The organism is Microbacterium sp. NFH-22A-Y, assembly GCF_021401375.1.
Taxonomy (GTDB): Bacteria; Actinomycetota; Actinomycetes; order Actinomycetales; family Microbacteriaceae; genus Microbacterium; species Microbacterium hominis.
This window is the reverse complement of the sequence record NZ_JACBGF010000001.1, coordinates 965131-991575: the sequence shown is the minus strand read 5'-3', so window position 1 is coordinate 991575 and position 26445 is coordinate 965131. Positions and strand designations below refer to the sequence as shown.

Annotated in this window: 21 protein-coding genes and 1 tRNA gene; 7 read left to right on the top strand and 15 right to left on the bottom strand. The window is 71.1% G+C overall.

Annotation, left to right across the window (positions count from 1 at the left end):
- Nucleotides 1-223: 223 nt before the first annotated feature.
- Nucleotides 224-2197: an acetate--CoA ligase gene (gene acs / locus L0965_RS04670; RefSeq protein ID WP_101305822.1), complete on the top strand. Its 1974-nt coding sequence runs from the start codon at nucleotides 224-226 to the stop codon at nucleotides 2195-2197.
- Here the strand turns inward: acs and L0965_RS04665 are convergent.
- The 4 genes from L0965_RS04665 to L0965_RS04650 all read right to left on the bottom strand — a co-directional run bounded on the left by L0965_RS04665 (nucleotide 2181) and on the right by L0965_RS04650 (nucleotide 8411).
- Nucleotides 2181-6926 carry an HtaA domain-containing protein gene (locus L0965_RS04665; protein WP_101305821.1) on the bottom strand — a complete coding sequence of 1582 codons (4746 nt, stop codon included), beginning with the start codon at nucleotides 6924-6926 and terminating at the stop codon, nucleotides 2181-2183. The genes acs and L0965_RS04665 overlap by 17 nt on opposite strands.
- A 120-nt stretch (nucleotides 6927-7046) precedes the next feature.
- Nucleotides 7047-7514: a hypothetical protein gene (locus tag L0965_RS04660; protein ID WP_101305820.1), complete on the bottom strand. Its 468-nt coding sequence runs from the start codon at nucleotides 7512-7514 to the stop codon at nucleotides 7047-7049.
- A gap of 214 nt (nucleotides 7515-7728) precedes the next feature.
- A complete protein-coding gene (locus L0965_RS04655) occupies nucleotides 7729-8196 on the bottom strand; it encodes a RidA family protein (protein ID WP_101305819.1) in 468 nt (155 codons plus the stop codon).
- Nucleotides 8193-8411 (bottom strand): DUF4177 domain-containing protein, encoded by a 219-nt coding sequence (locus L0965_RS04650; RefSeq protein WP_061782358.1) that lies wholly within the window; start codon nucleotides 8409-8411, stop codon nucleotides 8193-8195. The genes L0965_RS04655 and L0965_RS04650 overlap by 4 nt, the downstream gene beginning before the upstream one ends.
- A gap of 88 nt (nucleotides 8412-8499) precedes the next feature.
- Between L0965_RS04650 and L0965_RS04645 the strand changes: the two genes are divergently transcribed.
- From L0965_RS04645 to L0965_RS04630, 4 genes are all read left to right on the top strand, one after another.
- Entirely contained in the window at nucleotides 8500-11076 is a 2577-nt protein-coding gene (locus L0965_RS04645; protein WP_101305818.1) for a transglycosylase domain-containing protein, read from the top strand.
- On the top strand, nucleotides 11073-12068 hold the full coding sequence (locus L0965_RS04640; protein ID WP_060958321.1) for a metallophosphoesterase: 996 nt from the start codon (nucleotides 11073-11075) through the stop codon (nucleotides 12066-12068). The genes L0965_RS04645 and L0965_RS04640 overlap by 4 nt, the downstream gene beginning before the upstream one ends.
- 16 nt (nucleotides 12069-12084) lie before the next feature.
- Nucleotides 12085-12158 (top strand) — tRNA-Pro (locus L0965_RS04635).
- Nucleotides 12159-12230: 72 nt separating this feature from the next.
- Nucleotides 12231-12995: an HAD-IIB family hydrolase gene (locus L0965_RS04630; RefSeq protein WP_101305817.1), complete on the top strand. Its 765-nt coding sequence runs from the start codon at nucleotides 12231-12233 to the stop codon at nucleotides 12993-12995.
- 18 nt (nucleotides 12996-13013) lie between these two features.
- Here L0965_RS04630 and L0965_RS04625 read toward each other — a convergent pair whose 3' ends face one another.
- Nucleotides 13014-13751 (bottom strand): FadR/GntR family transcriptional regulator, encoded by a 738-nt coding sequence (locus L0965_RS04625; RefSeq protein ID WP_101305816.1) that lies wholly within the window; start codon nucleotides 13749-13751, stop codon nucleotides 13014-13016.
- A 103-nt stretch (nucleotides 13752-13854) separates the two neighbouring features.
- On the opposite strand from L0965_RS04625, the gene L0965_RS04620 reads away from it, so the two are divergent.
- The gene (locus L0965_RS04620) at nucleotides 13855-14691 is read left to right on the top strand and encodes a DUF1295 domain-containing protein (protein ID WP_101305815.1); all 837 of its coding nucleotides are present in this window, start codon (nucleotides 13855-13857) and stop codon (nucleotides 14689-14691) included.
- Here the strand turns inward: L0965_RS04620 and L0965_RS04615 are convergent.
- The 4 genes from L0965_RS04615 to L0965_RS04600 all read right to left on the bottom strand — a co-directional run bounded on the left by L0965_RS04615 (nucleotide 14684) and on the right by L0965_RS04600 (nucleotide 19426).
- Complete coding sequence (locus L0965_RS04615) at nucleotides 14684-15286, bottom strand: thymidine kinase (RefSeq protein WP_101305814.1); 603 nt, start codon at nucleotides 15284-15286, stop codon at nucleotides 14684-14686. The two genes, L0965_RS04620 and L0965_RS04615, sit on opposite strands and share 8 nt — an antisense overlap.
- A gap of 19 nt (nucleotides 15287-15305) precedes the next feature.
- Nucleotides 15306-16781, bottom strand: a complete 1476-nt coding sequence (locus L0965_RS04610; RefSeq protein ID WP_101305813.1) for a malate:quinone oxidoreductase — start codon at nucleotides 16779-16781, stop codon at nucleotides 15306-15308.
- Nucleotides 16782-16904: 123 nt separating this feature from the next.
- Nucleotides 16905-17978 (bottom strand): aspartate-semialdehyde dehydrogenase, encoded by a 1074-nt coding sequence (locus L0965_RS04605; protein ID WP_060958315.1) that lies wholly within the window; start codon nucleotides 17976-17978, stop codon nucleotides 16905-16907.
- A gap of 146 nt (nucleotides 17979-18124) precedes the next feature.
- On the bottom strand, nucleotides 18125-19426 hold the full coding sequence (locus L0965_RS04600) for an aspartate kinase (RefSeq protein WP_101305812.1): 1302 nt from the start codon (nucleotides 19424-19426) through the stop codon (nucleotides 18125-18127).
- A gap of 122 nt (nucleotides 19427-19548) precedes the next feature.
- On the opposite strand from L0965_RS04600, the gene L0965_RS04595 reads away from it, so the two are divergent.
- Entirely contained in the window at nucleotides 19549-20037 is a 489-nt protein-coding gene (locus L0965_RS04595) for a hypothetical protein (protein ID WP_101305811.1), read from the top strand.
- Here L0965_RS04595 and L0965_RS04590 read toward each other — a convergent pair.
- From L0965_RS04590 to L0965_RS04565, 6 genes are all read right to left on the bottom strand, one after another.
- Entirely contained in the window at nucleotides 19922-20806 is an 885-nt protein-coding gene (locus tag L0965_RS04590; protein WP_157831570.1) for a lytic murein transglycosylase, read from the bottom strand. The two genes, L0965_RS04595 and L0965_RS04590, sit on opposite strands and share 116 nt — an antisense overlap.
- 5 nt (nucleotides 20807-20811) lie before the next feature.
- A complete protein-coding gene (locus tag L0965_RS04585; protein ID WP_191009640.1) occupies nucleotides 20812-21627 on the bottom strand; it encodes a phosphate ABC transporter ATP-binding protein in 816 nt (271 codons plus the stop codon).
- A gap of 192 nt (nucleotides 21628-21819) precedes the next feature.
- A complete protein-coding gene (locus L0965_RS04580; RefSeq protein WP_101305810.1) occupies nucleotides 21820-22785 on the bottom strand; it encodes a sortase in 966 nt (321 codons plus the stop codon).
- Nucleotides 22782-23552 (bottom strand): hypothetical protein, encoded by a 771-nt coding sequence (locus L0965_RS04575; RefSeq protein WP_101305809.1) that lies wholly within the window; start codon nucleotides 23550-23552, stop codon nucleotides 22782-22784. The genes L0965_RS04580 and L0965_RS04575 overlap by 4 nt, the downstream gene beginning before the upstream one ends.
- Nucleotides 23549-24646, bottom strand: a complete 1098-nt coding sequence (locus L0965_RS04570; RefSeq protein ID WP_232784002.1) for a DUF916 domain-containing protein — start codon at nucleotides 24644-24646, stop codon at nucleotides 23549-23551. Before L0965_RS04570 ends, L0965_RS04575 begins: the two co-directional genes overlap by 4 nt.
- A gap of 175 nt (nucleotides 24647-24821) precedes the next feature.
- Entirely contained in the window at nucleotides 24822-26438 is a 1617-nt protein-coding gene (locus tag L0965_RS04565; RefSeq protein WP_101305807.1) for an anti-sigma factor, read from the bottom strand.
- Between the last annotated feature and the right edge of the window lie 7 nt (nucleotides 26439-26445).

Sequence of the window (26445 nt, the reverse complement as noted above, 5' to 3'; positions counted from 1 at the left end):
CGGAATCGGGGGTGGTCGGGAGTCGCGCTGCCTGAATCGAAGTTCGGCCGGATCGAGCTTACGCAGACGCGCGGCACCACTCCAATCGAAACCGCGTGTTTCCACTGATATATCGGATGTCCGTCGCTCCCCACTTCCGGAGGTGGTGCACGTCGGAGGCCGTCGCTAGATTTCGTGAATCGTCCGGGACACGGTCCCGTCCCCGCCGCAAAGGAGCGCGCAGATGAGCAGCCAGATCGACCACTTGCTGAACGAGACCCGTCGGTTCGCCCCCTCCCCCGCGTTCGCCGCCGACGCGATCGCCACGGCCGACCTGTACGCGCGCGCGGATGCCGACCGTGAGGCGTTCTGGGCCGAGCAGGCCCGCGCGCTGCACTGGCACACCCCGTTCACCGAGGTCCTCGACTGGTCGCAGCCGCCCTTCGCCCGGTGGTTCGCCGACGGAGAGCTCAACGTCGCCTACAACTGCCTCGACCGCCACGTGGCGGAGGGCAACGGCGATCGCGTCGCGCTGCTGTGGGAGGGCGAGCCCGGCGATGAGCGCCGCATCACCTACGCGCAGCTCACCGAGGAGGTCAAGCGCACGGCGAACGTGCTGCAGGAGCTGGGCGTCGGCGCCGGCGACCGGGTCGCGATCTACCTCCCCATGATCCCCGAGGCGATCGCGGCGATGCTCGCCGTCGCGCGGATCGGCGCCATCCACTCGGTCATCTTCGGCGGCTTCTCCGCCGACAGCCTGCGCTCCCGCATCGACGACGCCGGCGCGAAGCTCGTCATCACCGCCGACGGCGGCTACCGCAAGGGCCGCGTGTCCCCGCTGAAGCCGGCGGTCGATCAGGCGCTCGGCGACCGCGGTGCGGGACCGCAGGAGACGGTGGAGCACGTCCTGGTCGTGCGGCGCACCGAGAACGAGGTCGCCTGGATCGAGGGGCGCGACATCTGGTGGCACGACGCCGTGCCGGCGGCATCCGCCGAACACGAGGCGCAGCCGTTCCCCGCCGAGAACCCGCTCTTCATCCTGTACACGTCGGGGACCACCGGAAAGCCGAAGGGCATCCTGCACACCTCGGGCGGATATCTCACCCAGGCCGCGTTCACCAACCGGGTCGTCCACGACCTGCACCCCGAGACGGATGTCTTCTGGTGCACGGCCGACATCGGCTGGATCACCGGTCACTCGTACGTGACGTACGGTCCGCTCGCGAACGGCGCGACCCAGGTGCTGTACGAGGGGACTCCCGACAGCCCGCACCCCGGCCGCTGGTGGGAACTGGTCGAGAAGTACGGCGTGACGATCCTCTACACGGCGCCCACGGCCATCCGATCGTTCATGAAGCTGGGCCGCGAGATCCCGCAGCGCTTCGACCTGTCATCGCTGCGCCTGCTCGGCTCGGTGGGCGAACCGATCAACCCAGAGGCATGGATGTGGTACCGCTCGATCATCGGCGGCGACACCGCTCCCATCGTCGACACCTGGTGGCAGACCGAGACGGGAGCCATCATGGTCTCCGCCCTGCCCGGCGTGACTGAGACCAAACCCGGCTCGGCGCAGGTGCCGCTCCCCGGCATCGGCATCGACGTCGTGGACGACGAGGGCACCCACGTCGGCAACGGCAACGGCGGCCTCCTCGTGATCACCCAGCCGTGGCCGTCGATGCTCCGCGGCATCTGGGGCGACCCGGAGCGCTTCGTCGAGACCTACTGGGAGAAGTTCCAGGACAAGGGCTTCTACTTCGCCGGCGACGGCGCACGTCTCGACGAGGACGGCGACGTCTGGTTCCTCGGGCGCGTCGACGACGTCATGAACGTCTCAGGCCACCGGCTCTCGACGACCGAGATCGAATCGGCGCTGGTCGGCAACGAGGCCGTCGCCGAGGCGGCGGTGGTGGGCGCGTCCGACGAGACCACCGGCCAGGCGGTCGTCGCCTTCTGCGTGCTGAAGGAGTCCTTCCTCAAGGCGCACGACGCCGCGGGTATCGTCGATGTCCTGCGCCGTTGGGTCGGTGAGCAGATCGGCCCGATCGCGCGTCCGCGCGACGTCTACATCGTCACCGAGCTGCCGAAGACCCGCTCGGGCAAGATCATGCGGCGGCTGCTGCGCGACGTGGCCGAGGGACGCGAGGTCGGCGACACCACGACCCTCGCCGACACGATGGTCATGTCCACCATCCAGTCGAAGATCACGCCGACGTCGTAGGATCACCGGCCTTCCCGCGCCGGCGCATCACCAGGACGGTGCCCACGGAGCCGGCGGCCGCGCACAGCAGCGCGATGCCGGCGATCAGGAGCCACGCCCACACCGGGAGCGCCGGCGTCCCGGCATCCGCCGTCGGCTGCGTCGCCTGCGGCACGTCGCCGTCGGTGAGCACCTGCGCGGCGCAGTCGGTGACCGCGACCGAGAAGTCGATCGGGTCGAACGCGGTGCCCGCCGGGTAGTTCGGGAAGGCGGCTGAGCCTTCTGCCGTGATCGTCGTGGCGGCCCCGGTCACCGTGATCGTGTCGGCGGTGCGGGAGACGTCGCCCTGCGTCAGGTCGATATCGGCGAAGGGCACCGCGACGGCCGTCACGACGTTCTCCGTGCGCCCGGCCAGAGCGTCGTCCATCGTGAGCCCCGACACGTCCAGGAGCAGTTGGGCCCGGGTCGAGTCGATGAGGCGGATGCGCGGATTTCCGACGGTGGTGTGCAAGAGGCCGTCGTGGCCCGTGAAGGTCACCGTTCCGGTGAAGTCGACCTGACCGGTCCCCCCGGCGATGTCGGCCGTCCCGGTGCCGCCGCGCCACTGGAAGACGGGTGTGCTGTAGGCGGCGCCGTCGGCCACGGTCCACTCGCCGTGGGCGATCGAGCCGGAGATGTAGGAGCGGAACGACTCCTTGAACCCCCAGTCGAGCGACGCGTCCCGCACGGTGCAGCCGCTCATCGCGAGCGGGGCGAGAACGGTGATCGGCGCACCGAGAGCGAGCTGCGCGCCCTGGAAGGTCAGGGTGTGCTCCCCCGGCGCCAGCGTCGCCGGGAGCAGCCCGCGCCAGGCGGCGACACCGTTCTCGTCCGCGGTGAGCGCGAACTCGAGGACCACCGGGCTCGAGTACACGACGACCTTGATGTCGGTCTCGCCGGGGGCGAAGCCGCTTCCCGAGGCCGCGATCTCGCCGCCCGCGGGCACGCCGGCAGCGAAGGCGGGGTCGACCGTGAGCCCGGTGCGGGCGGGCGGGTCGGCCGGAGGGACCCACGCCGCGCCCGCGGCGGCGGACGCGACCGTCTGCGACGGTGCGGCGGAGCCGGGCGCCGCATCCGCGCCGACGACGAAGGTGACCGCGTCCATCGCCGTGCCGGCGCCGTAGAACTGCGACGATCCGTAGGAGAACACGCCGGCGCCCGACGCCGTGAGGGTCGCGGGCACGGAGGTGTAGGCGATCGCGCCGTCCGCATCGCTGCGGGTGCCGGCGGACAGGTCGAGCGCGGCCAGCTCGGTGCGTCGACCGCCCACGCTGACGATCAGCGCTCCGGCCGATGCCGAGTCGATCCGCACCTGCGGGTCGCTGAAGGTGAGGTCGAGCACGCCGGAGTGTCCGGTGAACCGCACCGCACCGCCGTAGCTCGCGGTGCCGCGCCCGTCGGCGAGGTCGCGCCCGGTCTGCCCGAAGCGGAACCGGCCGTCCGCCGCACTCGCGCCGCCGGAGACCGCGATGGCCCCCTTGGCGATCGGCCCGGTGATGTAGCTGCGGAAGGAGGACTTCACGCCCCAGAGCAGGGCGCCCTCGCGGGTGGGCACGACCGTGGTCGGTGCGCTCGGCGCGATCACGGGTGGCGTGACGACGGGGACCTCGGGGGTGGTCGGGGTGGTCGGGGTCGCTCCGGAGAACCCGACGGCGAAGGATGCCGGCCGCTTCGCGGCATCCATCGATCCGCCGGTCGAATAGAAGTAGGCGGCCAGATGGGTCGTCGCGTGGAAGTCGACGAACGGCTGGGGCCACGACCCCCACCCGGAGCCCGACCGCATCTGCGGGGTTCCGCCGCGCGCGTCGATCTCGACGCCCGCGAAGTCCGGCGTGACGACGAAGCCGCGCTGCGCGTCGACGACGACGCCGCGCAGCGTGGCCACCGTGACGCCCGTCTGCGGCGCGACGGCCTCCTTCGGCTTGTCCGGATCGGACATGTCGCCGGCGTAGCCGGAGAGATCGGCCGTCAGGGAGCCGACGCCGTCGGCCGAGACCTCGAGCCGGGGATGGGAGAGGGTGAACGGCACGAGCCCGTCGTAGAAGTTCACGCTCACCTCACCCGGCCAGGTGATGGTGGCCGCGCCGCTCGCATCGAGCACCGCGGTGCCGTCGGTGAATCGCATCAGCTGCGCGGCCTGCCCGCCCGCGTCGACATGGCTGCCGCGCGTGTCCCACGTCGCGGTCGCGGTGGAGCCGTCGGCGGCGCGCTGCACGATCTCGGCGCCGTCGCCGCGCGCACGGTAGGTCGCCGTCGTCCCGTCGGAGACGCCCGCCGAGAAGTAGTTCGCGGCGCTGCCGTTGGGGGGACGGTGCTGCCATTCCGGAGCGCCGGTCCACTCGAGGACGACTCCCGTGTAGGTCGTCGTCTCGGGGACCGAGGGCCGCTCCCGCACGCTCACGCGCACCTCGGCGCTGTAGACGGTGTCGACGCTGTTCGAGAGCCGGGCGCGGTACACGGCGCCGTCGTCGCTCAACGGCGCCGCGTCGACCGTCAGCCTGCTCCCGTCGACGCCCGCGGCCACCTCGACCCAGTCCTCTCCCGAGCGGCGCTGCCAGGACACGGTGGGAGCGGGGTTGCCGGACGCGAGCACCGAGAGCTCGTAAGGCTGACCGACATACACCGTCGGCGCCGTCGGCTGGGCTTCGACGATCGGGGCGGTCGTGACCCGGATCGTCGCCGGCGCGGTGGCGACGCGGCCGCCGGGGGTGGCGAAGACGGCACGAACCTGGGTGCCGTCGGTGTTGACGGTGGCCTCGAGCGCGAGAAGCGGCGAGGTCTCCCCCGAGATGTCGGCGAACCGGGTGGCGCCGGACGGACGGATCTGCCACTGCACCTGACCGGTGCCGGTCGCCTGGAAAGCGATGGCCGTCGACGCCGTGCCGGCGGCGAGCGTTACGGCACGGTCGGCGGGGTCGGAGGTCACGACGGGAGCGATGCCCGCGAGCTCGAGGCGCTGCAGCGCCCGCCGTCCCGTCGCGGCATCCGCGACCTGCACGATGACGGAGCCGTCGGGAAGGACGGCGAACACGTCGCGGCTGAGGGCGTCGCGGGCGAATCCGGCGATCGGGATGCTGGCGACCAGGCGGTGGTCGCGGAGCACGTCGATCGAGGCCGCCGTCTGGCTGAGCACGTAGTCGAGGCCGTGCGCGGCGTCGGAGCCCGCCTGGTCCGCGTAGCCCTGGACGCCGATGCCGACGTCGTTCGCGAGCATGCGGACCGATCCCGCGATCACATCCGCGTAGCCGACGACGCCCGTCCAGTTGGCGCTGTAGAGCATCACCGCCCCGTCGGCCGCGGTCGCGGCGAGCTCGTAGGTGAAGTACTGGTTCCACTCGGCCGCATAGGGCTGCGTGGTCGGAACGGTGTCGGCGACGAAGGCCGCGGTCGCCGTCTGGGCGCCCACGACGAGGTGGCGCGCCGGCAGCGGGATGCCCTCGGCGAGCTTGCCGACGGCGAGGTAGCTGCCGTCGCGGAGCGCGACCAGTGTGCCGCCCGCCTTCGGGCCGGAGCTTCCGAACAGGTCCGCGGCGCGCTGCGCGTCGGTCGCATCGGCGGGCAGCACGATCGGCACGGAGACGAGGGCACCCGTGCCGCCTGCCGACCGCGTGAGGGTGAAGCGGTCGGCCGCGGTGCCGCGCACCTGCGTGATGACGGCGATCTCGTTCGCGACCGCGTTCCACGCCATCGCGTTGAGGGTGTACGCCGTCCCCGTGATCGTCCCCACGGTGGCCGTCTCGTAGCTGCCGCCCGTCCAGGTGAGCGCGGTCAGGGTGGCGTCGCCGCCGCGCACCCCGCCGACAGTGGTGCGCACCTGGGTGAGCACGAACACGCGGTCGGATGCCGGGTCGTTCGCGACGGCGTACGCGGCGTTCGCGGCGAGCGGCACCTCGACCGCGCCGGCCGGCTGGAGGGTCGCGGGATCGAGCGCGCTCACGGTCAGCGCCGTCGCGGTGCTCGTCGCCCGCTCGACGACGTGCAGCGCCGTCGCGCCGACCAACGCATCGCGGCTGGCCGGATTGACGGCGCCGACCCAGGTCGCGGCGGGCGTGAAGGCGGGCGCGCCCGGAACGCTCCAGTGCTCGCCCAGATCGGGCGCCCCGCCGGGGCCGGCGTAGGTGAGCGAGACCGGATCCATCGTCGTGCCGACCGGATAGAGCGGGAAGCCGTCGCCGGCCACCGTGGGCATGGCGGGCCAGGCCGTCGTGCCGTCGCCCACGACCGGGCTCGCCCCGAGCGCATCGATCGTGGCGATCACGACGTCCTCGTAGCGCGTGATCGCGCCCCCGGGCGTGTCCCGGGAGATGCCCTCGTAGTCTCCTCGGAGCTCTTGCCTGTCGGCGGAGATGGTCAGCTGCAGGCCGGAGAACGTCGAGTCGAGCAGGCACGACGTGAAGGCTACGTTGTCGTCGCAGTACGCCGCGAAACGCACCGTGCCGCCCAGCTGCACCGTGAGCGCGTTGCCGTCGCCGAACGAGCCTGCCGTGACCGGGAAGTCGAAGGCGCCGTCCGCCGCCCGCGTCACGCCGCCGGTCATGATCACCCCGGCGCCGATGTAGTTGCGCCAGGACTCCTTGATGCCCCAGTGCACGCTCCCCGCGCCGATCTCGGCGGGGGCGGCCACGGCGGGAACCGGGGCGAGGACGGCGAGCAGTCCCGCCAGAAGGGCCAGGACGGCGGTGAACGCGGGGATGCGGCGGCGCGCGGACATGCGGAAGTACCTCGGTCGGGTGGAGGAGAAGGGGAGGACGGGTGGGACCGGCGCCGGGGCGCGCCGCAGTGGGGACACGGTCGCGGCGACCGGCCCCACCCGTCCGGGGAGGGGGTGCGACTACTGCTCGACGCGGAACGAGACGCTCTGGTCGACGATCTGCTTGCTGGTGCCGTGGGTCGCGACCTTGATCGCGCACGCGTTGGTGGCGGTGCAGTTCACCGTCGCGGGCTGTCCGGGTGCGGAGGCGTGCGTGTTGGCGCCGTTGCTCTCCAGGGCGACGGTGGCGGTGAACGCACCCGAGGCGTCCGTCGTCACGGTCTGGAAGCCGGCGCACGCGGGGATGCCGAAGAGATAGCTGGTGTTCGAGCACAGGCCGACGTAGTAGTCGGTGTTGGCGGCGAGGCCGGTGACGGTCGTCGTCGTGCTGTCGCCGTCGACGAAGTAGCGGTTGCCGGCGGCATCCACGGACGGCGCCGGGCTCAGGCCGGTCGCCGCGAACGCGGGGACGCCGACGAGTCCGACGAGGGCGAGCGTGAGGCCGGCGATCGAGGCGGCCATCGTGCGCTTTCGCAGGGTACGGGACATGAGGGAGTACTCCAATCAGTAGGGTTGGAGTGCCTCTCGGCACTCGGTGCGGCGCCCGCACACGTGCGGGCGCTCGATGAGCCGATGAGGCGCCGGGGCGGCTGCCGCTACCAACAGTCGCCGCCCCGGCTCTCACCAAGCTCTTAGGTGAGGCTAACCTAATTCACGGCCCGGCGGAAGTGCGTCATCGCCGACGCCTCCCCCTGGGCACGGGTCAGGCGAAGGAGAAGACGACCTCGACCTCGACGGGGCTGTCGAGGGGAAGGACGGGCACGCCGACCGCTGATCGTGCGTGTCGGCCGGCCTCGCCGAAGATCTCGCCGAGGACCTCGCTCGCTCCGTTGATCACGCCGGGCTGCCCGGTGAAGTCCGGGACCGACGCGACGAAGCCGGTGAGCTTGACGACACCGGTGAGGCGTTCGAGGTCGCCGACCGCCGCGGCGGCGGCCGCCAGGGCGTTCAGCGCGCTCTGCCGCGCGAGACGTTGCGCCTCGGATGCCGGGACGAGCCCCTCCCCCTCGCCGACCTTGCCCGTCGCCGGAAGCGCGCCGGAGATCATGGGCAGCTGGCCCGACGTGTAGACGAGATCGCCGTGGACGACGGCGGGCACGTACGCGGCGACCGGCGGCACGACGGCGGGCAGCTCGATGCCGAGCTCGCTCAGGCGACCGGCGATGCTCACGCGTCCTCCCCGAACTGCTGGGCGGCCACGGCCGCGGCTCCGAGCCCGCCGTTGGCGGCGCCGCCGCCGACCGGCCGCTTGAAGTAGGCGACCAGTCCGCCTTCCGGCCCCGGCACGACCTGCACGAGCTCCCACCCCTGCTTGCCCCAGTTGTTCAGGATGGCGGCCGTGTTGTGGATCAACAGGGGCGTCGTGAGGTACTCCCACGTGGTCATGCGAACTCCCGGAATCGGTGCGATGGAGCGGGGGGCGCGCCCCGGCGCACCGAGGGATCCCCCAGGGTTGTCCCTTACCATCAAGCCTATGCCCCAACTCAAACGGACGGCCACCGGTGTGCTCGGTGGCCTCGCGGGACTCGTCGGTCTGAGCGCTGTCGCCGGCATCCTCATCACCGCGACAGTGACTCCCGCGATCGCGGTCTCCGGGTACGCGGCCTCGAGCGCTCTCGACACGTTCGAGAACATGCCGGGCTTCCTGCAGATCGACCCGCTGATGCTGCCGACCGAGATGTACCGCAAGGATGCCAACGGCAACGACATGCTGATGGCGGAGTTCTACGACCAGAACCGCATCCCGGTCACGTTCGACCAGGTCAACCCGGTCATGTACGACGCGATCATCTCCAGCGAGGACAAGAACTTCTACACGCACGGCGGCGTCGACCTGCTCGGCACCGTGAGCGCGCTCGTCGGCAACGCCTCCAGCGGCTCCAACCGCGGTGGATCCTCCATCACCCAGCAGTACGTCAAGAACGTGCTGCAGCAGAACTGCGAGCGCAAGGCCACCAACGACGACGAAGTGAGCGCCTGCTACGCCACGACGACCGCCAACGAGGGCGCCGAGGGCTACCAGCGCAAGCTCCAGGAGATGCGCTACGCCATCCAGCTGGAGAAGATGTACTCGAAGGACGAGATCCTCCTCGGCTACCTCAACATCACGAACTTCGGTGGCCTCGTCTACGGCATCGGAGCCGCTGCGCAGCACTACTTCGGCGTCTCGGCCGCCGACCTCACCATCGCGCAGGCCGCGACCATCGCCGGCATGGTGCAGGCGCCGAACGTGTACCGCATCGACCGCCCCGACGGCTCGACGACCGACAAGGCGGGCAATCCCGTCAACAGCGCCGCCGACGGCTACGCGCTGACGCTCGAGCGTCGCAACTACGTCCTGGGCCGGATGCTCGACAACGGCAAGATCTCCCAGGAGGAGTACGACGCCGCGAAGGCCTCGCCGATCGAGCCCAAGATCACCGACCGCACGCAGGGCTGCCAGACGGCGGCCGGCGCGGAGTTCTTCTGCGAGTACGTGCGCACCATCCTGCTGACCGACCCCGCCTTCGGCGACGATGACGACACGCGCGCCGCCAACCTCCGGCGCGGCGGGATGAAGATCTACACGACGCTCGACCCGACTCTCCAGCAGGACGGGCTCAACGCGATCTCGATCGTCCCGGCGACCGTCGACTACATGAACCTCGGCGCCTCCGGCGTGCAGGTGGAGGTGGGTACCGGCCGCATCCTGTCGATGGTCCAGAACCGTCCGTACTCGATCGAGGATGCCGCGACCAACGGTCCCACGACCCAGGTCAACTACAACGTGCGTGCCATCAACGGCGGCGGCGGCGGACATTCGGCCGGATCGACCTACAAGGTCTTCAGCCTGCTGAACTGGCTGGAGCAGGGACACTCCGTCAACGAGACCCTCAACGGGCGCGTCGGAGCCAAGAAGATCGACCAGTGCAACGGCACGATCCAGAACGTGGTCGCCGGTAACAGCGGCGGCGGACAGGTCGGCAACTTCGAGAACAACCCCGGCTACACCGGCACGGTCTACAACTTCACCCGCGACTCGCTGAACTCGGGCTTCCTCACGATGGCCGAGAAGATCTCGGTCTGCTCGACGAACCAGCTCGCGATGAAGATGGGCGTCATGATGGGTGACGGCAGCCCGCTCGATCAGACAAACCTCGCGTACAACGTGCTCGGCGACCAGCCCGTCGCGCCGCTGGACATGGCCGAGGTCTACGCCTCGATCGCCGCGAAGGGCGTGCTCTGCCAGCCGAAGTCCATCGACAAGGCCCTCGACGCGGACGGCAACGACATCACGCCGCAGACGAGCTGCTCCCCCGCCATGAGCGAGGCCGTGGCGAACACCGCCGCGTACACGCTGGAGGGCGTCATGAGCGGCACGGGTTCCGGCGCACGGATCGGCGACGGCGTCCCGGTGTTCGGCAAGACCGGTATCCACGAGTACCTGCACACCTGGATGGACGGCTCGTCGACGAAGGTCGCGACCGTGGTCTGGGTCGGCAACGTGGAGGGCGACGCGCTCCTGAGCGACCACTACGAGAACGGCTACGTCCTCTCGCGCATCCGCAACTCGATCTGGCCCGCCATGCAGGGCGCCGCCAACGCGAAGTTCGGCGGAGACGCGTTCCCCGGCCCCGACGCCGCGCTCACGAAGCGCCAGCTGGCCGACCTCCCCTCGGTGATCGGCATGACGGTAGACCGGGCCACCCAGACGCTGCAGACGGCCGGGTTCTCGGTCACGGTCGGCGACGCGGTGGACGGCACGGAAGCGGCCGGCACGATCATCCAGCAGGACCCCGGCGCCGGTCGCGTGGCGGGCGGCACGACGGTGACCATCCGTCCGAGCAACGGCCAGGGCGTGGCGGTGCCGGGCGGGTTCACGACCTGGAAGGACGCCCAGGACACGTTGAAGGCCGCCGGCTTCGCCGTCACCGGTCAGTGCACCGTCTCCCCCACGGCCAGCGACGACGGGACCGTGACGGGGACCGACCCGGCCGCCGGAACCGTGGTGAGCCGTGGCGCGCAGGTGACCGTCCAGTATCAGGCGAAGAACTGCGGCGGACGTTCGTGACGCCCGGTCGTACCGCCCTCGCTGCCGTCTCGGCGGCGGGGGCGGTCGCCGTCGGGGCGACCGTCTGGGGCACGTGCATCGAGCGGTTCCTGTTCACGGTGCGCCGCCATGAGCTCGCGATCCTTCCGGTCGGCTCGCCGTCGATCACCGTGCTCCATCTGTCGGATGCGCATATGGCGCCCTGGCAGCACCGCAAGCAGGAGTGGATCGCGCGCCTGGCCGAGGCGACCCAGCCCGACCTCGTCGTGAACACCGGCGACAACCTGGGTCACGCCGACGGGCTGCGCGGCATCCGCACCGCTTTCGCTCCTCTCCGCTCCGTCGCGGGCGTCTTCGTCCACGGCTCGAACGACGTCACGGGTCCGTCGGCGCGCAACCCGCTGCGCTACTTCCAGGGGCCGTCCTCACGTCCGCACCGCGCGGAGCGGCTCGACACGGCCGCGATGAACGCGTACTTCACGGACGAGCTGGGCTGGACCGATCTCAACAACACGGCCGCGATGCTGGAGGTGGCGGGCCTGCGACTCGAGACGTTCGGCGTCAGCGACGCGCACCGCGAGTGGGACGACTTGTCAGCCCTCCCCGGTGCTCTCGACGCCGCTCGACGCCCCCGCGCCTTCCGGCGCTCGCCCGCCCCCGACCTCGCGGTCGGCGTCACCCACGCCCCGTACCGCCGCGTGCTCGACCGCTTCGTCGAGTTGGGAGCCGAGGCGATCTTCGCGGGCCACACGCACGGCGGACAGGTGCGGGTCCCCTTCTCGCGGTCGGCGATCGTCGCGAACTGCGACATCCCGCTCGACCAGGCGCGCGGCCTCAGCAGCTGGAGCGCCGCCGGTCGCCGCGTCCCGTTGAACGTGTCGGCGGGACTCGGACACTCGATCTACGCGCCGGTGCGCTTCGGATGCCGTCCGGAGGCCTCGGTGCTCACCCTGCGCGCCCGCGACGCAATCGATGGCCCTCTCGATTCGTCAGCACGGCCCCTGCCGGGGTAGACTCGGGGGGTTGCCACGGGGTGTGGCGCAGCTTGGTAGCGCGCTTCGTTCGGGACGAAGAGGCCGCAGGTTCAAATCCTGTCACCCCGACAGCAGAGAGGCTCCGCCTGTATCGTCAGGCGGAGCCTCTCGTGGCTCACTCACCGGATGGGAGCACACCCGATGACCACCCCGCGCCTGATCGCCTTCGATCTCGACGACACCCTCGCGCCGTCCAAGAGCGCGATCGATGCGCGAATCGGCGATCTGCTCCTCGACCTCGCTGCACGCGTCGAGGTGGCGATCATCTCCGGCGGGCAGCTGCAGCAGTTCCAGACGCAGGTCGTCGACCGGCTCCCGGCCGCCGATGCGGCCACGCTGGACCGGTTCCACCTCATGCCCACGTGCGGCACGCAGTACTACCGGCTCGAGGCGGACGGGGTGCGCACGGTGTACGCGCACGCGCTGACGGAGGACGAGAAGTCCCGCGCCCTCGCCGCCGTCGAGGAGGAGGCCCAGCGCCTCGGGCTGTGGGAGGCCGAGCCCTGGGGCGACATCCTCGAGGATCGCAGCTCCCAGATCACGTTCTCGGCGCTCGGACAGACCGCCCCGCTCGAGGCCAAGATGGCCTGGGACCCGACGGGCGAGAAGAAGAACGCGCTTCGCGACGCCGTCGCGGCTCGCATCCCCGACCTCGAGGTCCGCTCCGGCGGCTCCACCTCGGTCGACATCACCCACCGCGGCATCGACAAGGCCTACGGCATGCGCAAGCTCGCCGAGGTCACCGGCATCCCGCTCGACGACATGCTCTTCGTCGGCGACCGTCTGGACGAGCACGGCAACGACTACCCGGTGCTCGCGATGGGCGTGACCTGCCAGGCGGTCGACGGCTGGGAGCACACCGCCGAATACCTGACGGCGCTGATCCCGACGCTCCCGCTGCGCTAACGCCCCGCGGGCGGAGGCTCAACCCTCCGTCGGGACGACGGCGTCGGAGGGCGCGGGCATGCCCGCGTCGGCGTAGTAGGCCGTGATGTGCGCCCGCACCAGGTCGCGGGCACGCGCGGCGTCGCCGTCGTCGATGGCGGCGAGGATGTCGCCGTGCTCGCGGTGGAGCCGCGCGACCGTGGCGTCCCAATCATCGATCCGGCGGGCGCCGGCACGGATGTAGCTCTCGATGGTGGTGCGCAGGCCCGCCATCGTGGCGGCGACGACCACGTTGCCCGCGGCATCCGTCAGGCGCAGGTGGAACTGGGCGTCGAGCGCGAGGAAGTCGTCGGCCGTGAGGCCGGCATCCTCCATCGCCTTGAGCGTCGCGCGCGCCTCGGCCAGATCGGGCTCGTCGAGATCGGCCAGATGCGCGACCGCCCACTCCTCCAGCAGGAGCCGCGTCTCGTACACGTCGGGGATCGGGAAGCCCTGGGCGGCCACCTGCAGGCGCAGCAGCTGGGCGAGACCGCCGTGCGGCGTCGCCGTCACGATCGCGCCCGCCGTCGGACCGGAGCCCGTCGCGGTGCGGATGAGCCCCATGACCTCGAGCACGCGCAGCGCTTCACGCACGCTGGAGCGCCCCACGCCGAGGGTCGCGGCGAGCTCGCGCTCGGGCGACAGCCGGTCGCCGGGGCCGAGGGCCCCACTCAGCAGATCGGCCTCGATCTTCTCGAGCACCACACGCCATGCGCGCGCCGGAGCGTTCTCCGCCATCGTCGCCTCCCGCCGCTTCCTATATGGTCAGGCCACATTAGCGCACGTCGGACCGACCGGCAAAAATCCTCGCCGTGTCGGACTCCGGCCCTACGCTCGGAGAATGAACCCGCTTCTGGCCGTCATCGTCGTCGCCGCGCTCGCGTCGGCCTTTTGCTGGATCGCCTCGCTCCTCACCCGCGACACGTCGTGGGTCGACCGGCTGTGGTCGATCGTCCCCGTCGTGTACGTCTGGATCTTCGCCGCGGCCGGGCTCGCGTCGGGTCAGGATGCCGTGAGACTCGTGCTGATGGCCGTGCTGGTCACGGCGTGGGGCGCCCGGCTGACGTTCAACTTCGCCCGCAAGGGCGGATATTCGGGAGTCGAGGACTACCGGTGGGCGATCCTCCGCGCGCGCATGCCGGCCGCACTCTTCCAGCTCTTCAACCTGCTGTTCATCGTCGTGTACCAGATGACGCTCCTGGTGCTCATCACCCTGCCCGCCTGGACGGCCTGGCAGCATCCCGCCCCGCTCGCACCCGCAGACGTCATCCTGGCCCTGCTCTTCCTCGGGCTGCTGAGCGCAGAGACCGTCGCCGACCAGCAGCAGTGGGAGTTCCATCGCGCCAAAGCGCGGGGAGAGGCGACCGGGTTCCTCGCCCGCGGGCTGTTCGCCTACAGCCGGCATCCGAACTTCTTCTTCGAACAGGCGCAGTGGTGGGTCTTCTACGCGATCGGGGCGACGTCGGCGGTCGTCGCGGGCGCGGGCTTCTGGGGCGGGGTGATCAATCCCACCATCGTCGGCGCCGTGCTGCTGACCCTGCTGTTCCTGGGTTCGACCGTGTTCACCGAGTCGATCTCGGCGAGCAAGTATCCGGAATACGCCGACTACCGCCGGACGACGTCGATGCTCGTGCCGCTCCCCCGACGCCGCGGCGCGTCGGGCGACGCCGTCAGCTGAGGCGGCCGCCCGACTCGCGCAGATAGCACTCCGCGCACATCGACTCGTAGGTCACCTTCTCGTGCGACAGCTCGTCGATCGCGACCTGATCGCCGTCGAAGACGAACCGCCCGCCCACGAGCCGCGCGTTGAACAGCGCCTTCCTCCCGCACCGGCAGATCGTCTTCAGCTCTTCGAGGCTGTGCGCGAGCTCGAGCAGGCGCGCAGAGCCCGGGAAGGCACGGGTCTGGAAGTCCGTACGGATGCCGTAGGCGAGAGCCGGGATGCCGTCGTCGACCACGATCCGCAACAGGTCGTCGACCTGCTCCGGCGTCAGGAACTGGGCCTCGTCGATGAGCAGGCAGGCGACCGCGCCGTCGTAGCGGGCGGCGTGCTCGGCGACGAGCGCACGCAGATCGGCATCCGGAGCGATGAGGAAGTCGACCTCGCGCTCCACCCCGAGCCGGCTGGAGATCTGGTCGGCACCCTTCGTGTCGATCTCCGGCTTGGCCAGAAGGACGTGCTGTCCGCGTTCCTCGTAGTTGAACGCGGCCTGCAGCAGCGCCGTCGACTTTCCGGAGTTCATCGCTCCGTAGCGGAAATAGAGCTTGGCCATGCGAGGGGGATGCCGCGGGTCAGCGGTTGATGCCCAGCACGGCGGAGGTCGCGGTCAGCGACGCGTCCGCGGCAGCCGGGTCGCCGTTGAGCGTCGAGCCGTAGCTCGGGATGAGCGCCCGCAGCTCCGGCTCCCACTCGGCGATGCGGTCGGGGAAGCACGTCTTGAGAAGGCCGAGCATGATGGATGCCGCGGTCGACGCCCCCGGGGAGGCACCCAGCAGACCCGCGATCGAGCCGTCCGCGGAGGTGACGACCTCGGTGCCGAACTGCAGGACGCCGCCCTTCTGCGGGTCCTTCTTCATGACCTGTGCGCGCTGGCCGGCCTGGAGCAGCTCCCAGTCCTCGTCCTTCGCGGTGGGCATGAAGTCGCGGAGCGAGTCGACCTTCTTCTTGTGGTTCTTCAGCAGCTCGCTGACGAGGTACTTGATGAGCCCGGGGTTGTCGACGGCGACCTTGAGCATCGGGCCGATGTTGCCGGGGCGCACCTGCGCGACGATGTCGGTGATGCGACCGTTCTTGAGGAACTTCGGGCTGAAGGTCGCGAACGGGCCGAACAGCAGCGAGGCCTCGCCGTCGACGACGCGCGTGTCGAGGTGGGGCACCGACATGGGCGGCGCGCCGACCGAGGCCTGCGAGTACACCTTCGCCTTGTGCTGCGCGACGATCGCGGGGTTCGAGGTCTTCAGCCACTGCCCGCCGATCGGGAAGACGCCGTAGCCGGAGATCTCGGGGATGCGCGAGGACTGCAGGAGCTTGATGGCCCAGCCGCCGGCGCCCACGAAAACGAACCGCGCCGAGAAGCTGCCGGGCGTGCGCCCGAGCGTGTGGCGGTACGACACCTTCCAGGTGCCGTCGGCGTTCTTGCGGAGCTTTCGCACCTCGCGGTTGGTCACGACCTCCACGCCCTGCTCCTGCAGGTGGGAGAAGAGCTGGCGCGTGAGCGAGCCGAAGTCGACGTCGGTGCCGGCCGGCACGCGCGTGGCGGCGAACGGCTCGTCGGCCTTCTTCCGCTTCTGCATCAGCAGCGGCGCCCACTGGTTGATGACGCGGGAGTCCTCGGAGTACTCGATGCCCTCGAACAGCGGCTGCGTGCGCAGCGCCTCGTAGCGCTTCTTGAGGTACGCGACATCCTTCTCCCCGCGCACGAAGGTCATGTGCGGGGTCGCGTTGATGAAGGTGGACGGGCCGTCCAGGACGCCGCGCTCCACCAGGCTGGACCACAGCTGGCGGCTCTGCTGGAACTGCTCGTTGATCGCGATGGCCTTGGCCGGGTCGACGGAGCCGTCTGCGGCCTCCGGCATGTAGTTGAGCTCGCAGAGCGCCGCGTGACCGGTGCCGGCGTTGTTCCAGGCGTTGGAGGACTCCTCGGCGACATCGCTGAGCCGCTCGAGCACCACGATCTTCCAGTCCGGCTGCAACTGCGTCAGCAGGGTTCCGAGGGTGGCACTCATGATGCCACCGCCGATCAGGACGACGTCGACGGGTTCACTCACAATGATCCAGTCTAGGTGCCGTTTTGCACGGTCTCCGCGTGCCGCGGCATCCCTCGCCGTGAACTCTCGCCGTTCTTTCGCCCGCGCTCAATTCCGCGGATGCCGCGGGCGTGCGCCGTGGCGTCAGACGGTCGTCGCGGTGAGGCGCGCGGCGACGAGCTCGGCGATCTGCACGGCGTTGAGCGCGGCGCCCTTGCGCAGGTTGTCGTTGCTGATGAACAGCACGAGGCCCTTGCCCTCGGGCGCGGACTGGTCGGCGCGGATGCGACCGACGTAGCTCGGGTCGTTGCCGGCGGCCTGCAGCGGCGTCGGCACCTCCTCCAGCGCGACCCCGGGAGCGGATGCCAGGATCTCGCGGGCCCGCTCGGGGGTGATGTCGTCGCGGAACTCCGCGTGGATCGAGAGCGAGTGGCCGGTGAAGACGGGCACGCGAACGCACGTGCCGGCGACGCGGAGCTCGGGCAGCTCGAGGATCTTGCGGCTCTCGTTGCGGAGCTTCTTCTCCTCGTCGGTCTCGTTGTCGCCGTCGTCGACGAGGTTGCCCGCGAAGGGGATGACGTCGAACGCGATGGGGGCGATGTACTTCTCGGGCTGCGGGAAGTCGACGGCCGATCCGTCGTGGACGAGATCGAGCGTGTGGCCCTGGGCCAGCACGCCCTCGACCTGGCCGAGCAGCTCCTGGGCGCCCGCGAGGCCCGAGCCCGACACGGCCTGATAGGTGCTGACGATCAGCCGTTCCAGGCCCGCGGCGGCATCCAGGGGCTTGAGGACGGGCATGGCGGCCATCGTGGTGCAGTTGGGGTTGGCGATGATGCCCTTGGGCGGGTTCACCGTCGCGTGCGGGTTGACCTCGCTGACCACGAGCGGGACCTCGGGGTCCATGCGCCACGCGCTCGAGTTGTCGATGACGATCGCGCCGGCCTCGGCGAAGCGCGGGGCGTGCGCCCGCGAGCCGGTGGCACCCGCGCTGAACAGGGCGACGTCGATGCCGGTCGGATCCGCCGTGGCGATGTCTTCGATGATGACGGTCTCGCCGCCGAACTCGACGGCCGTGCCGGCCGAGCGGGCCGTCGCGAACAGCCGCAGCTCGCGGATCGGGAACGAGCGCTCGGCGAGAATCTCGCGCATGACCGTGCCGACCTGTCCGGTGGCGCCGACGACGGCGACGTTCAGTCCTGAGTCAGAGATGCGGGTCATGAGGGATCCTTGCGAGAGAGGTGGGGTTGAGTGATTCTATCGCCGGCCGAGGGCAGGCGATCTGCCGAAGGACGGCGGATGCCCGCCATATCGGCCCGTGTGGGGCGGACGGCCCGCTCCGGGCGCGATGCCGTGTGATGGGGCCGTCAGCGGCCGGTGCCGGCGTAGACCGTGGCCTCGGTGTCGCTGTCCAGGCCGAAGGCCGTGTGCACGACGCGGGCGGCCTGGGCGAGGTCGTCGCCGCGCAGCACGACCGAGATGCGGATCTCCGAGGTCGAGATCATCTCGATGTTCACGCCCGCGGTCGACAGCGCCTCGAACAGCGTCGCCGAGACGCCCGAGTGGGTGCGCATGCCGGCGCCGACGACGGAGAGCTTGCCGATCTGGTCGTCGTGCACGAGGCTCTCGAACCCGATGCCGGCCTGCTCGGCGGCGAGCGCCCGCAGGGCGGTCGCGGCATCCGACTTGGGCAGCGTGAAGGAGATGTCGGTGCGGCCCGTGGCCGCGGCGGACACGTTCTGGACGATCATGTCGACGTTGGCCCCCGACTTGGCGATCACCGTGAAGATCTCGGCCGCCTTGCCGGGAACGTCCGGCACGCCGATGACGGTGATCTTGGCCTGGCCGAGATCGGTGGCGACACCGGCGACGATGGGCTCTTCCATGGGGGACTCCTCTGTGCTGTCGGGAGCGAGGCTTTCGGGGACGGTCATGCCGGGGCCGAGCACGAAGGTGCCGCGGCCGGAGCTGAACGTGGAGCGGGCGTTGATCATGACGCCGTGCCGGCGGGCGTACTCGACGGCGCGGATGTAGAGCACCTTGGCGCCGTTGGCGGCGAGCTCGAGCATCTCCTCGGCGGACACGACCTCGAGCTTGCGGGCCTTCGGCACGACGCGGGGGTCGGCGGTGAAGATGCCGTCGACGTCGCTGTAGATCTCGCAGACGTCGGCGTCGAGGGCGGCGGCGAGCGCCACGGCGGTCGTGTCGGAGCCGCCGCGACCGAGCGTCGTGATGTCGCGGGTGTCGCGGTTGAAGCCCTGGAAGCCCGCGACGATGACGATGGCCCCTTCGTCCAGCGCCTCGCGCAGCCGCACGGGCGTGACGTCGACGATGCGCGCCGAGCCGTGGTCGGCGGTCGTGATCATGCCGGCCTGGCTGCCGGTGAACGAGCGTGCCTCGAAGCCCATCGAGTGGATCGCCATCGCCAGCAGCGCCATCGAGATGCGCTCGCCCGAGCTCAGCAGGATGTCGAGCTCGCGCGGCGCCGGGATGGGAGCGACCTGCGCGGCGAGGTCGATCAGCTCGTCGGTCGTGTCGCCCATCGCGCTGACGGCCACGACGACGTCGTGCCCGGCGCGTCGGGCGTCGACGATGCGCTTCGCGACCCGCTTGATGCTCTCGGCGTCGGCGACGGACGAGCCGCCGTACTTCTGGACGATCAGCGCCACGTGTGGAACTCCTGAAGACATGTCGACGGGCACTCGGATGCCGCGCCCACCTCCCCATCCTAGAGAGCGGCGCATGCCCGCCGAGCCATGTGACGGCGGCCGGCGGCCACTATCCTGCGAGCATGGATGCGCTGGAGAACTGGCACGAGTACAACGTCGCGATGCTCGGCGCGACCGCCGCACTGGCGGGTCTGGTCATCGTCGCGGCCAGCGTGAACATCCAGGTCGTCATCACGGCGGCATCCCTGACGTCCCGTGTCGCATCGGGGATCGCGGGACTGATCCTCGCGAGCATCGTGTGCGCCGTGGGGCTGTTCCCGGAGCTGACGATCACCGCATACGGCGCGGTCGTCGTGGGCGCGGCCGCCCTCACGACGGTCTTCGCCGCCGTCGCGGCGGTGCGCATCTTCCAGAACCATCACCCGGAGAACCGCCTGCGGGTGGGCAAGGCCGCGGTCGCCTTCGTCACGCCGTTGCTGTACGCGGCGGGCGGGATCATCGCGCTGACGGGATCCGGCGGCGGACTGGTCTGGCTGGCGGTCGGGGCGATCGCGGCGATCGTCTCGGCGCTGTTCGTGTCGTGGGTGGTGCTGGTCGAGGTGCTGCGCTGAGGCGCGCGGCGCGCGCGGCGGCCGCGGAGTAGCGGTTCGCGAGGGCGGCGACATCGTCGACGTAGACGTCGAGGTGGTTGTACGCGAACACGGCCGCCCGCCACCCGTCGGCATCCGTCATCGTGCCCGCACCGCAGAGGTAGCGCGCCGTCGCGAGCGCCGCGTCGTCGATCTGGTTCGGATCGGCGATGCCGTCGCCGTCGGCGTCGCCGCCCCAGCGCGCCCACGTGTCGGGGATGAACTGCATCGGGCCGACCGCGCGGTCCCACACCGCGTCGCCGTCCCACCGCCCACCGTCGGTGTCCGCGATCGCGGCCACGCCGTCACCGTCCAGCGCAGGCCCCCGGATCGCGGGCGTCGAGCGGCCGTCCTCGCCCAGCACCGCTCCCCCGTGCCGCCCGTGGTCGGACTCGATCGCCCCGATCGCGGCGACGGTGTTCCACCCCAGCCCGCACGAGGGCTGTTCGGCGGCGACCGTGAGCTGGGCGCCCGCGTAGGCGCGCAGGGCGCGGGCGGGGATGCCGGTGGCCGCGGCGGTGCGGGCGAGCCACGCGGGGTCGACGCGTGCGGCGGGAGCCGTGACGACCGGAGCGACCTGCTCGACCGGGGCGACCGGCTCGACCGGACCGCTCGCCGAGGAGGCGAGGGGCGCGGGCGGACGCGGCGTCTCGGCGTGGGCGATCACCCCGCCGACGAACACCGCGATCAGAGCCCCGGCGACGGCGATCAACATCCCGTCGCGCGGCGACCACCATCCGCCCGCCCGCATCGCGCTCAGCCGAAGCGGCCGTTGACGTAGTCGAAGGTGCGCGGGTCGATCGGGGAGGAGAACATCGCGTCGGTGTCGCCGTGCTCGACGATGTGACCGGGCTGGCCCTGCGAGGCGAGGAAGAACGCGCACTGCTGGGAGACCCGCTGCGCCTGCTGCATGTTGTGGGTGACGATGACGATCGTGACCTCGCGCGCGAGCTCGGTCATCGTCTCCTCGATGACGCGCGTGGAGGTCGGGTCCAGCGCCGAGCACGGCTCGTCCATCAGGAGCACCCGAGGCCGCACGGCGAGGGAGCGCGCGATGCACAGGCGCTGCTGCTGCCCGCCCGACAGGCCGCCGCCGGGCGCACGCAGACGGTCCTTCAGCTCCCGCCACAGTCCCGCTTTCGTGAGGCAGGTCTCGACGAGCATGTCCTTCTCACTGCGACTGGCACGGATGCCCGCCAGCTTCAGGCCCGCGACGACGTTGTCGTAGATCGACATGGCCGGGAAGGGGTTGGGCTTCTGGAAGACCATGCCGATCTTCTTGCGCGCATCCACGAGACGGTGGCCGGCGTCGTAGATGTCGTCGTGGTCCAGCAGCACCTCGCCGGCGAGGGATGCCGAGGGCACCAGTTCGTGCATGCGGTTGAGGATGCGCAGGAACGTCGATTTTCCGCAGCCGGACGGGCCGATGAGGGCCGTCACCTGACCGGCGGGCATCTGCAGCGACACGTCGTGGAGCACCTGGTGGTCGCCGAACCAGGCCGAGATGGCGCGCGCCTCGAGCTGCGACGGCGGCACCGGGACCGCCGTCGCGCCGACGGCATCCGCGTGCATCGCCGGCGCGCCGCCGACCACGACGGCTCCGCCCGGTGCGGCAGAGAGGGCGAACTCGCCGCCCGCCATCACCAGTTCCGACGGGGCGGGCGCGCGTCCGCTCGTGCGGCCGAGGAAGCGGGGGCGGTTCGCCCGCTCGGCGCGGTGGGCCGCGCGGGACGGTTCGACGTCGTCAGACATGAGGGCTCCGAGTCAGAGGAGGTTGGGAAGGAGGCGGACGAGCTGATCGCAGACGAAGACGCTCGCGAGGAGGAGGACCGGCACGAAGACGATCCAGGTCTTCTGCGCACCCACCCGACGAAACGCCCAGACCGCGGCCACCTCGGCGGCGACGAGGAACTGCAGGGCGAACACGAGCGCCCACACGGTGGAGGTGTCGGTGGCCATCGCCCGGTCCGACGGCGGCAGCGTCACCGGCGTCGTCTGGCGGGCGCCGGCCGGCTGCGCCGGGGAGGTGAGCGTCGCGTCGACGTAGGCGATGCCCGTCGGGACGTACGGAGCCCCGCGCGCGGTCATGAGGATGAGACGGCTCTCCCCGCGCGCCGGGGCCGGCGGGGTGGGGTCGCCGGCGTAGCGCACGCCGAGCACCTCGAAGGTGTGCGCCCCCTGGCCGGTGCGGACCTCGAACGTGTCGCCCGGCTGGAGCGACTGCAACCGGCCGAAGGGCCCGCCGAACGCCGCGGCACGACCCATGACGACGCTCACCCCCACCTGTCCGGGCAGGACCGTGTCGCGGCGGTGTCCGGGGCCGCCGGTCAGCACCCCCGAGGAGGTGCCCTCGGAGATGACCTCCCTGATGCCCAGGCGCGGGATCTCGATGATCCCGACGGGCACGCCGTCGGCGAGCAGGACGTCGTCGAAGTCGCCCTCGCTCACCGGCGCCGTTCCGGCGGCGAGCTGCGCGCGATACGTGTCGGAGAGCTGCTGCTGCGCCGCGAAGTGGAGGACGTGGCTGAGGATCAGCAGGTGGAACACGAAGGCGAGCGCGAGCGCGGCGACGAGCGCCAGGATGCCGCGCGCGAGCGCCTGCCCCGCGGTGAGCGGCGCGTACTGCGGGATCGGCCGCGGCATCCGACGGGGGCGCCGCGGGGGCGGCGGGCTCGCCGGGGCCGCAGGGGCCGGGGCGACGATCTGGGTCCGCTCCTCGAACAGCGTCATGCCGCGGCCTCTGCCGGCGGCTCGGCGGCGAGGGCGAGGGCGACCGCGCGCCACGCGAGCAGCCCGATGACGATCACGGCCGCGACGAGCACGCTCACCCACGGGAAGACGAAGACCAGCGCGTCGCGGGTGACCGGCGTCAGCGCCGTGCCGTCCACCGTCGCCGGCGGGGTGACCGTCGCGTGGGTGTCGACCAGGCCCCACTGTCCGGCGCCGTGCAGGCGGGTGGAGACGACCCGGACCTCGGCCGGCTGCAGCGCCGGAACCGCGACACCGCGCGTCTGATCGAGCGGGACGCCGAACAGCACGCTCTCCATCCAGAAGTCCACCGTCAGGTCGATCGTGCTGGTGGAGGCGTTGCGCACGGTCAGCCACAGCGTCACCTCACCGCTGCCGGGGTCGGGCGAGAGGGCGACCGAGGAGTTGATCCCCCCGATGTAGACCATGCCGGCGATGCTGACGTCGTCGGCTGCGCCGGTGCCGCCCGACGCCGAGCCTCCCGACGCGCCGCCGGCCGCTCCCCCGCCTCCGGACCCGCCGGACGTCGACGACGATCCGGGAGCGGGAGGGGTCGTGGGCCGCGGGCTCGCGGTGGACGACGGGCTGGGCGACGGGGTCGATCCGTCGACGACCGTCACCGACACGTTGCCGCTGTCGTCCACGCCGTCGTCGGCACGGGCCCCGAGCCCCGCGATCGGCAGCAGGGTGAAGAGGGCGACCGCGCCCAGCAGCGCGACGGCCCACGGCGTGCGCCGGAGGGCGGTCATTCGTCGACCGCCCCGGAGGCGGCGCGCAGCCTCGCCTCCGCTGCGGCGGCCGCCTGGCTCTCCGTGTAGGCGATCCATTCCCGGGCGGCCTCGTCGTCACGACGGCGACGCCGGCGCACGAAGAGGACGACCGCCACGATGAGCGCGACGAGGATCACGACGCTCCAGGGCAGGACGAGCACGACGGTGTCGCGGGAGACGGGCGCGACGGGCACCTGGAGAGCGGCATCCGAGGCGTCGACGAAGGGATGCAGGAGCGCGCTGGGGTTGAGGTAGCCCCACTGCGCGATGCCCGGCAGCTCGAACTCGTAGGTCGCGGAGTTGCCGGGCAGCAGCACCGGGATGCTGCCGCCGCGCTCGGCGGTGACGGGGACGCCGAACCAGGTGGCCGCGCTCATCGTCAGGTTGGCGGCGAGAGCGACGTTGCCGGGGTTGTCGACGGTGTAGAGGACCTTCAGGGAGCCCCCGAACGGGTTCCACCAGTCGCCCTGATAGGTCGCGTCGAAGCTGGCCAGCGTGAGCCGGGGCTGCAGCTCGCCGGAGACCCGGGCGAACACGGCGGTCGCCACGCGGCGGTCCAGGCTCACCTGCTGACCGTCTTCGACGACCGACGCGACGATGCCGCCGACGTGGTCGCCGGGGGTGGCGTCGGCGGGGATGACGACGGTGAACGTGAGGAGGCGGACCTCCTGGGGGGCGAGGGAGAACTGGATGCGGTTCTCCCCGTTCTCGAAGCGGACCCACGCCCCGACGGAGGTCGGCGTCTCGGCCGACGCGAGCAGCGAGAAGTCGCCGTTCGTGCCGTTGTAGGCATCGGTCGCCAGCACGGTGAAGTCCTGGCTCTCGGTGCCGGTGTTGCCGACGAGCACCTGGTCGGTGACGCTCTGGCCGGGGTCGGCGGAGTAGGCGAAGCGCGTGCGATCGTCCGGCCGGCCGTCCGCGCCGGCGGGGCGGGTGGCCACACCGACCGTCGTGTCGGTCGAGCCGGCGTCGTCGGCGTGGGCCGCAGCGGGGACGCCCAGCGGAGCGAGGGCGAGGGCGAGCAGGAGGAACGCACCGAGCACGGGCTGGATGCGGCCCCTCGATCGGGTCAACGAGGAGAGCACGGTCTATTTCCGCAGATGGCGGCGACGCAGCGTCGTCGCGGGGGTGAACGGGGAGTGATCGAGATCGTTCGCGCAGATGACGGATGCCGCGCTGCGCACGAACACGCAGTGAGGGGAGGCCGCAGGCGGCCTCCCCTCACCGGTTCTCAGTGGAGGGCTCGACTCACTTGGAGGCGAGCGTGAGGGTCAGCGTCGAGTGGTACTCGCCGACCTTCGCGTCCTTGGGCGCGGTGAAGACGAGGTCGGCGTCGAACAGCGCGCCGCTCGTCAGGGTGGACACGCCCGCGGCGCTCTGGGCGATCTTGGTGCCCGTCGAGCCGAGCGTCACACCGTCCAGGAGCGTGTAGCCGGTGTAGGCCTTCGGGGTGACCGTGAGGGCCGTGCCGGGGATCTCGTCGTTGGCGGCGTTGGTGAACGAGGTCCAGCCGACGTTGAGGTCCCAGCCCTTCAGCACGTTGCGGTCGTCCACGACGGTGACCTTGCCGAGCGACTGGGTCGCCGCCGTGGCGCTGCGCGCGACGTTGCCGAAGTTGATCGCCGACTTCTCCGCGTTCAGCGACCACAGGTCGCTCGCCGTGACCGTCGCCTGCACGTCGGCGGTGGCGGTCTTGTCGGGGTAGGAGGCGACCGGGACGGTGAACGTGCCCCAGGCGAGCACGTCGGGGTCGGCCGGGAGCGTCAGGGCGACCGTGTGCGCGCCCGCCGGCAGGCTGCTGATGTTCACCAGCGCGTCGCCGTTGGCGTCCGTCGTCACCTGACCGAGGCTGGTCGGGGTGGACCAGGCCCACGCCTGCAGCGTCTTGTTCGCGTTGGCCACGCCCGCGGGCACGGTGATCGTCTTCGCCCCGTCGGCCGGGTCGGTGATGGTGACCTTGTGCGCGTCGGAGCCGGTCGGCTCGGTGGGCACCGAGTCGATCACGGTCAGGGTCGCGGCGGAGGTCGTGACGGAGCCGGCCGTGTTGGTGAAGACGGCACGGTAGCGCGCGGCGTTGTTCGCCAGCGTCGTGTTGGCGACCGTGAGCGATGCGGAGGTCGCACCCGCGACATCCGCCCAGTTGGCACCGCTGTCGGTGGACGACTGCCACTGCACCGCGGGCGCGGGCGAGCCCGACGCGGCCGCGGTGAAGGTCGCGGAGTTGCCGAGGATCACCGACGCGTCGGCGGGCTGCGTCGTCACCGTCGGGGCGACGGCGGGGTGCGGCGTCGAGAACGTCCAGGTGCCCTGGTTGAAGTCGGACGTCGCGACGACGTCGACGAAGACGAAGTCCGTCTCGACGACCTGCGAGCCGCCGTTCTTGAGGAACGCGATGCCGAGCGAGTAATCGCCGCCGGTGTAGGAGCCCGCCGCGGTGAACACCGAGCGGATGCCGGACGGGCTGCCCTGACCGTTGCTGGTCAGCGAGCTCGGCTGGAGGTTGGGGAGCTGGATGCCGGGGTTCGGGGTGAAGCCGAGCGCCGCGTAGGCGTTCCACTGCGACTGGTCCGCCTCCTTGCCACGGGGCGAGATGAACTTCACGACGGAGTCGGCACCGGCCGGGATCGAGAAGTAGCTGTTGAAGTCCGTGTCGCTGGCCTCGGGCGCGGCGAGCACGCCCTTGTTCCACTTGAGCGACGCGCCCTCCGTGATCGGGGTGCCCTCCTCGACATCGATCAGGTAGACGTCGTGGGTGGAGCCGACGGTGGGGACGATCGCCGCGCTCGCGCCGAGCGTCGGGACGAGGACGAGGGCGGCGGCGGCCGCGAGGCCGACCAGTCCTCGGGTGAGGGTGTTGGTGTTCATGAGGATC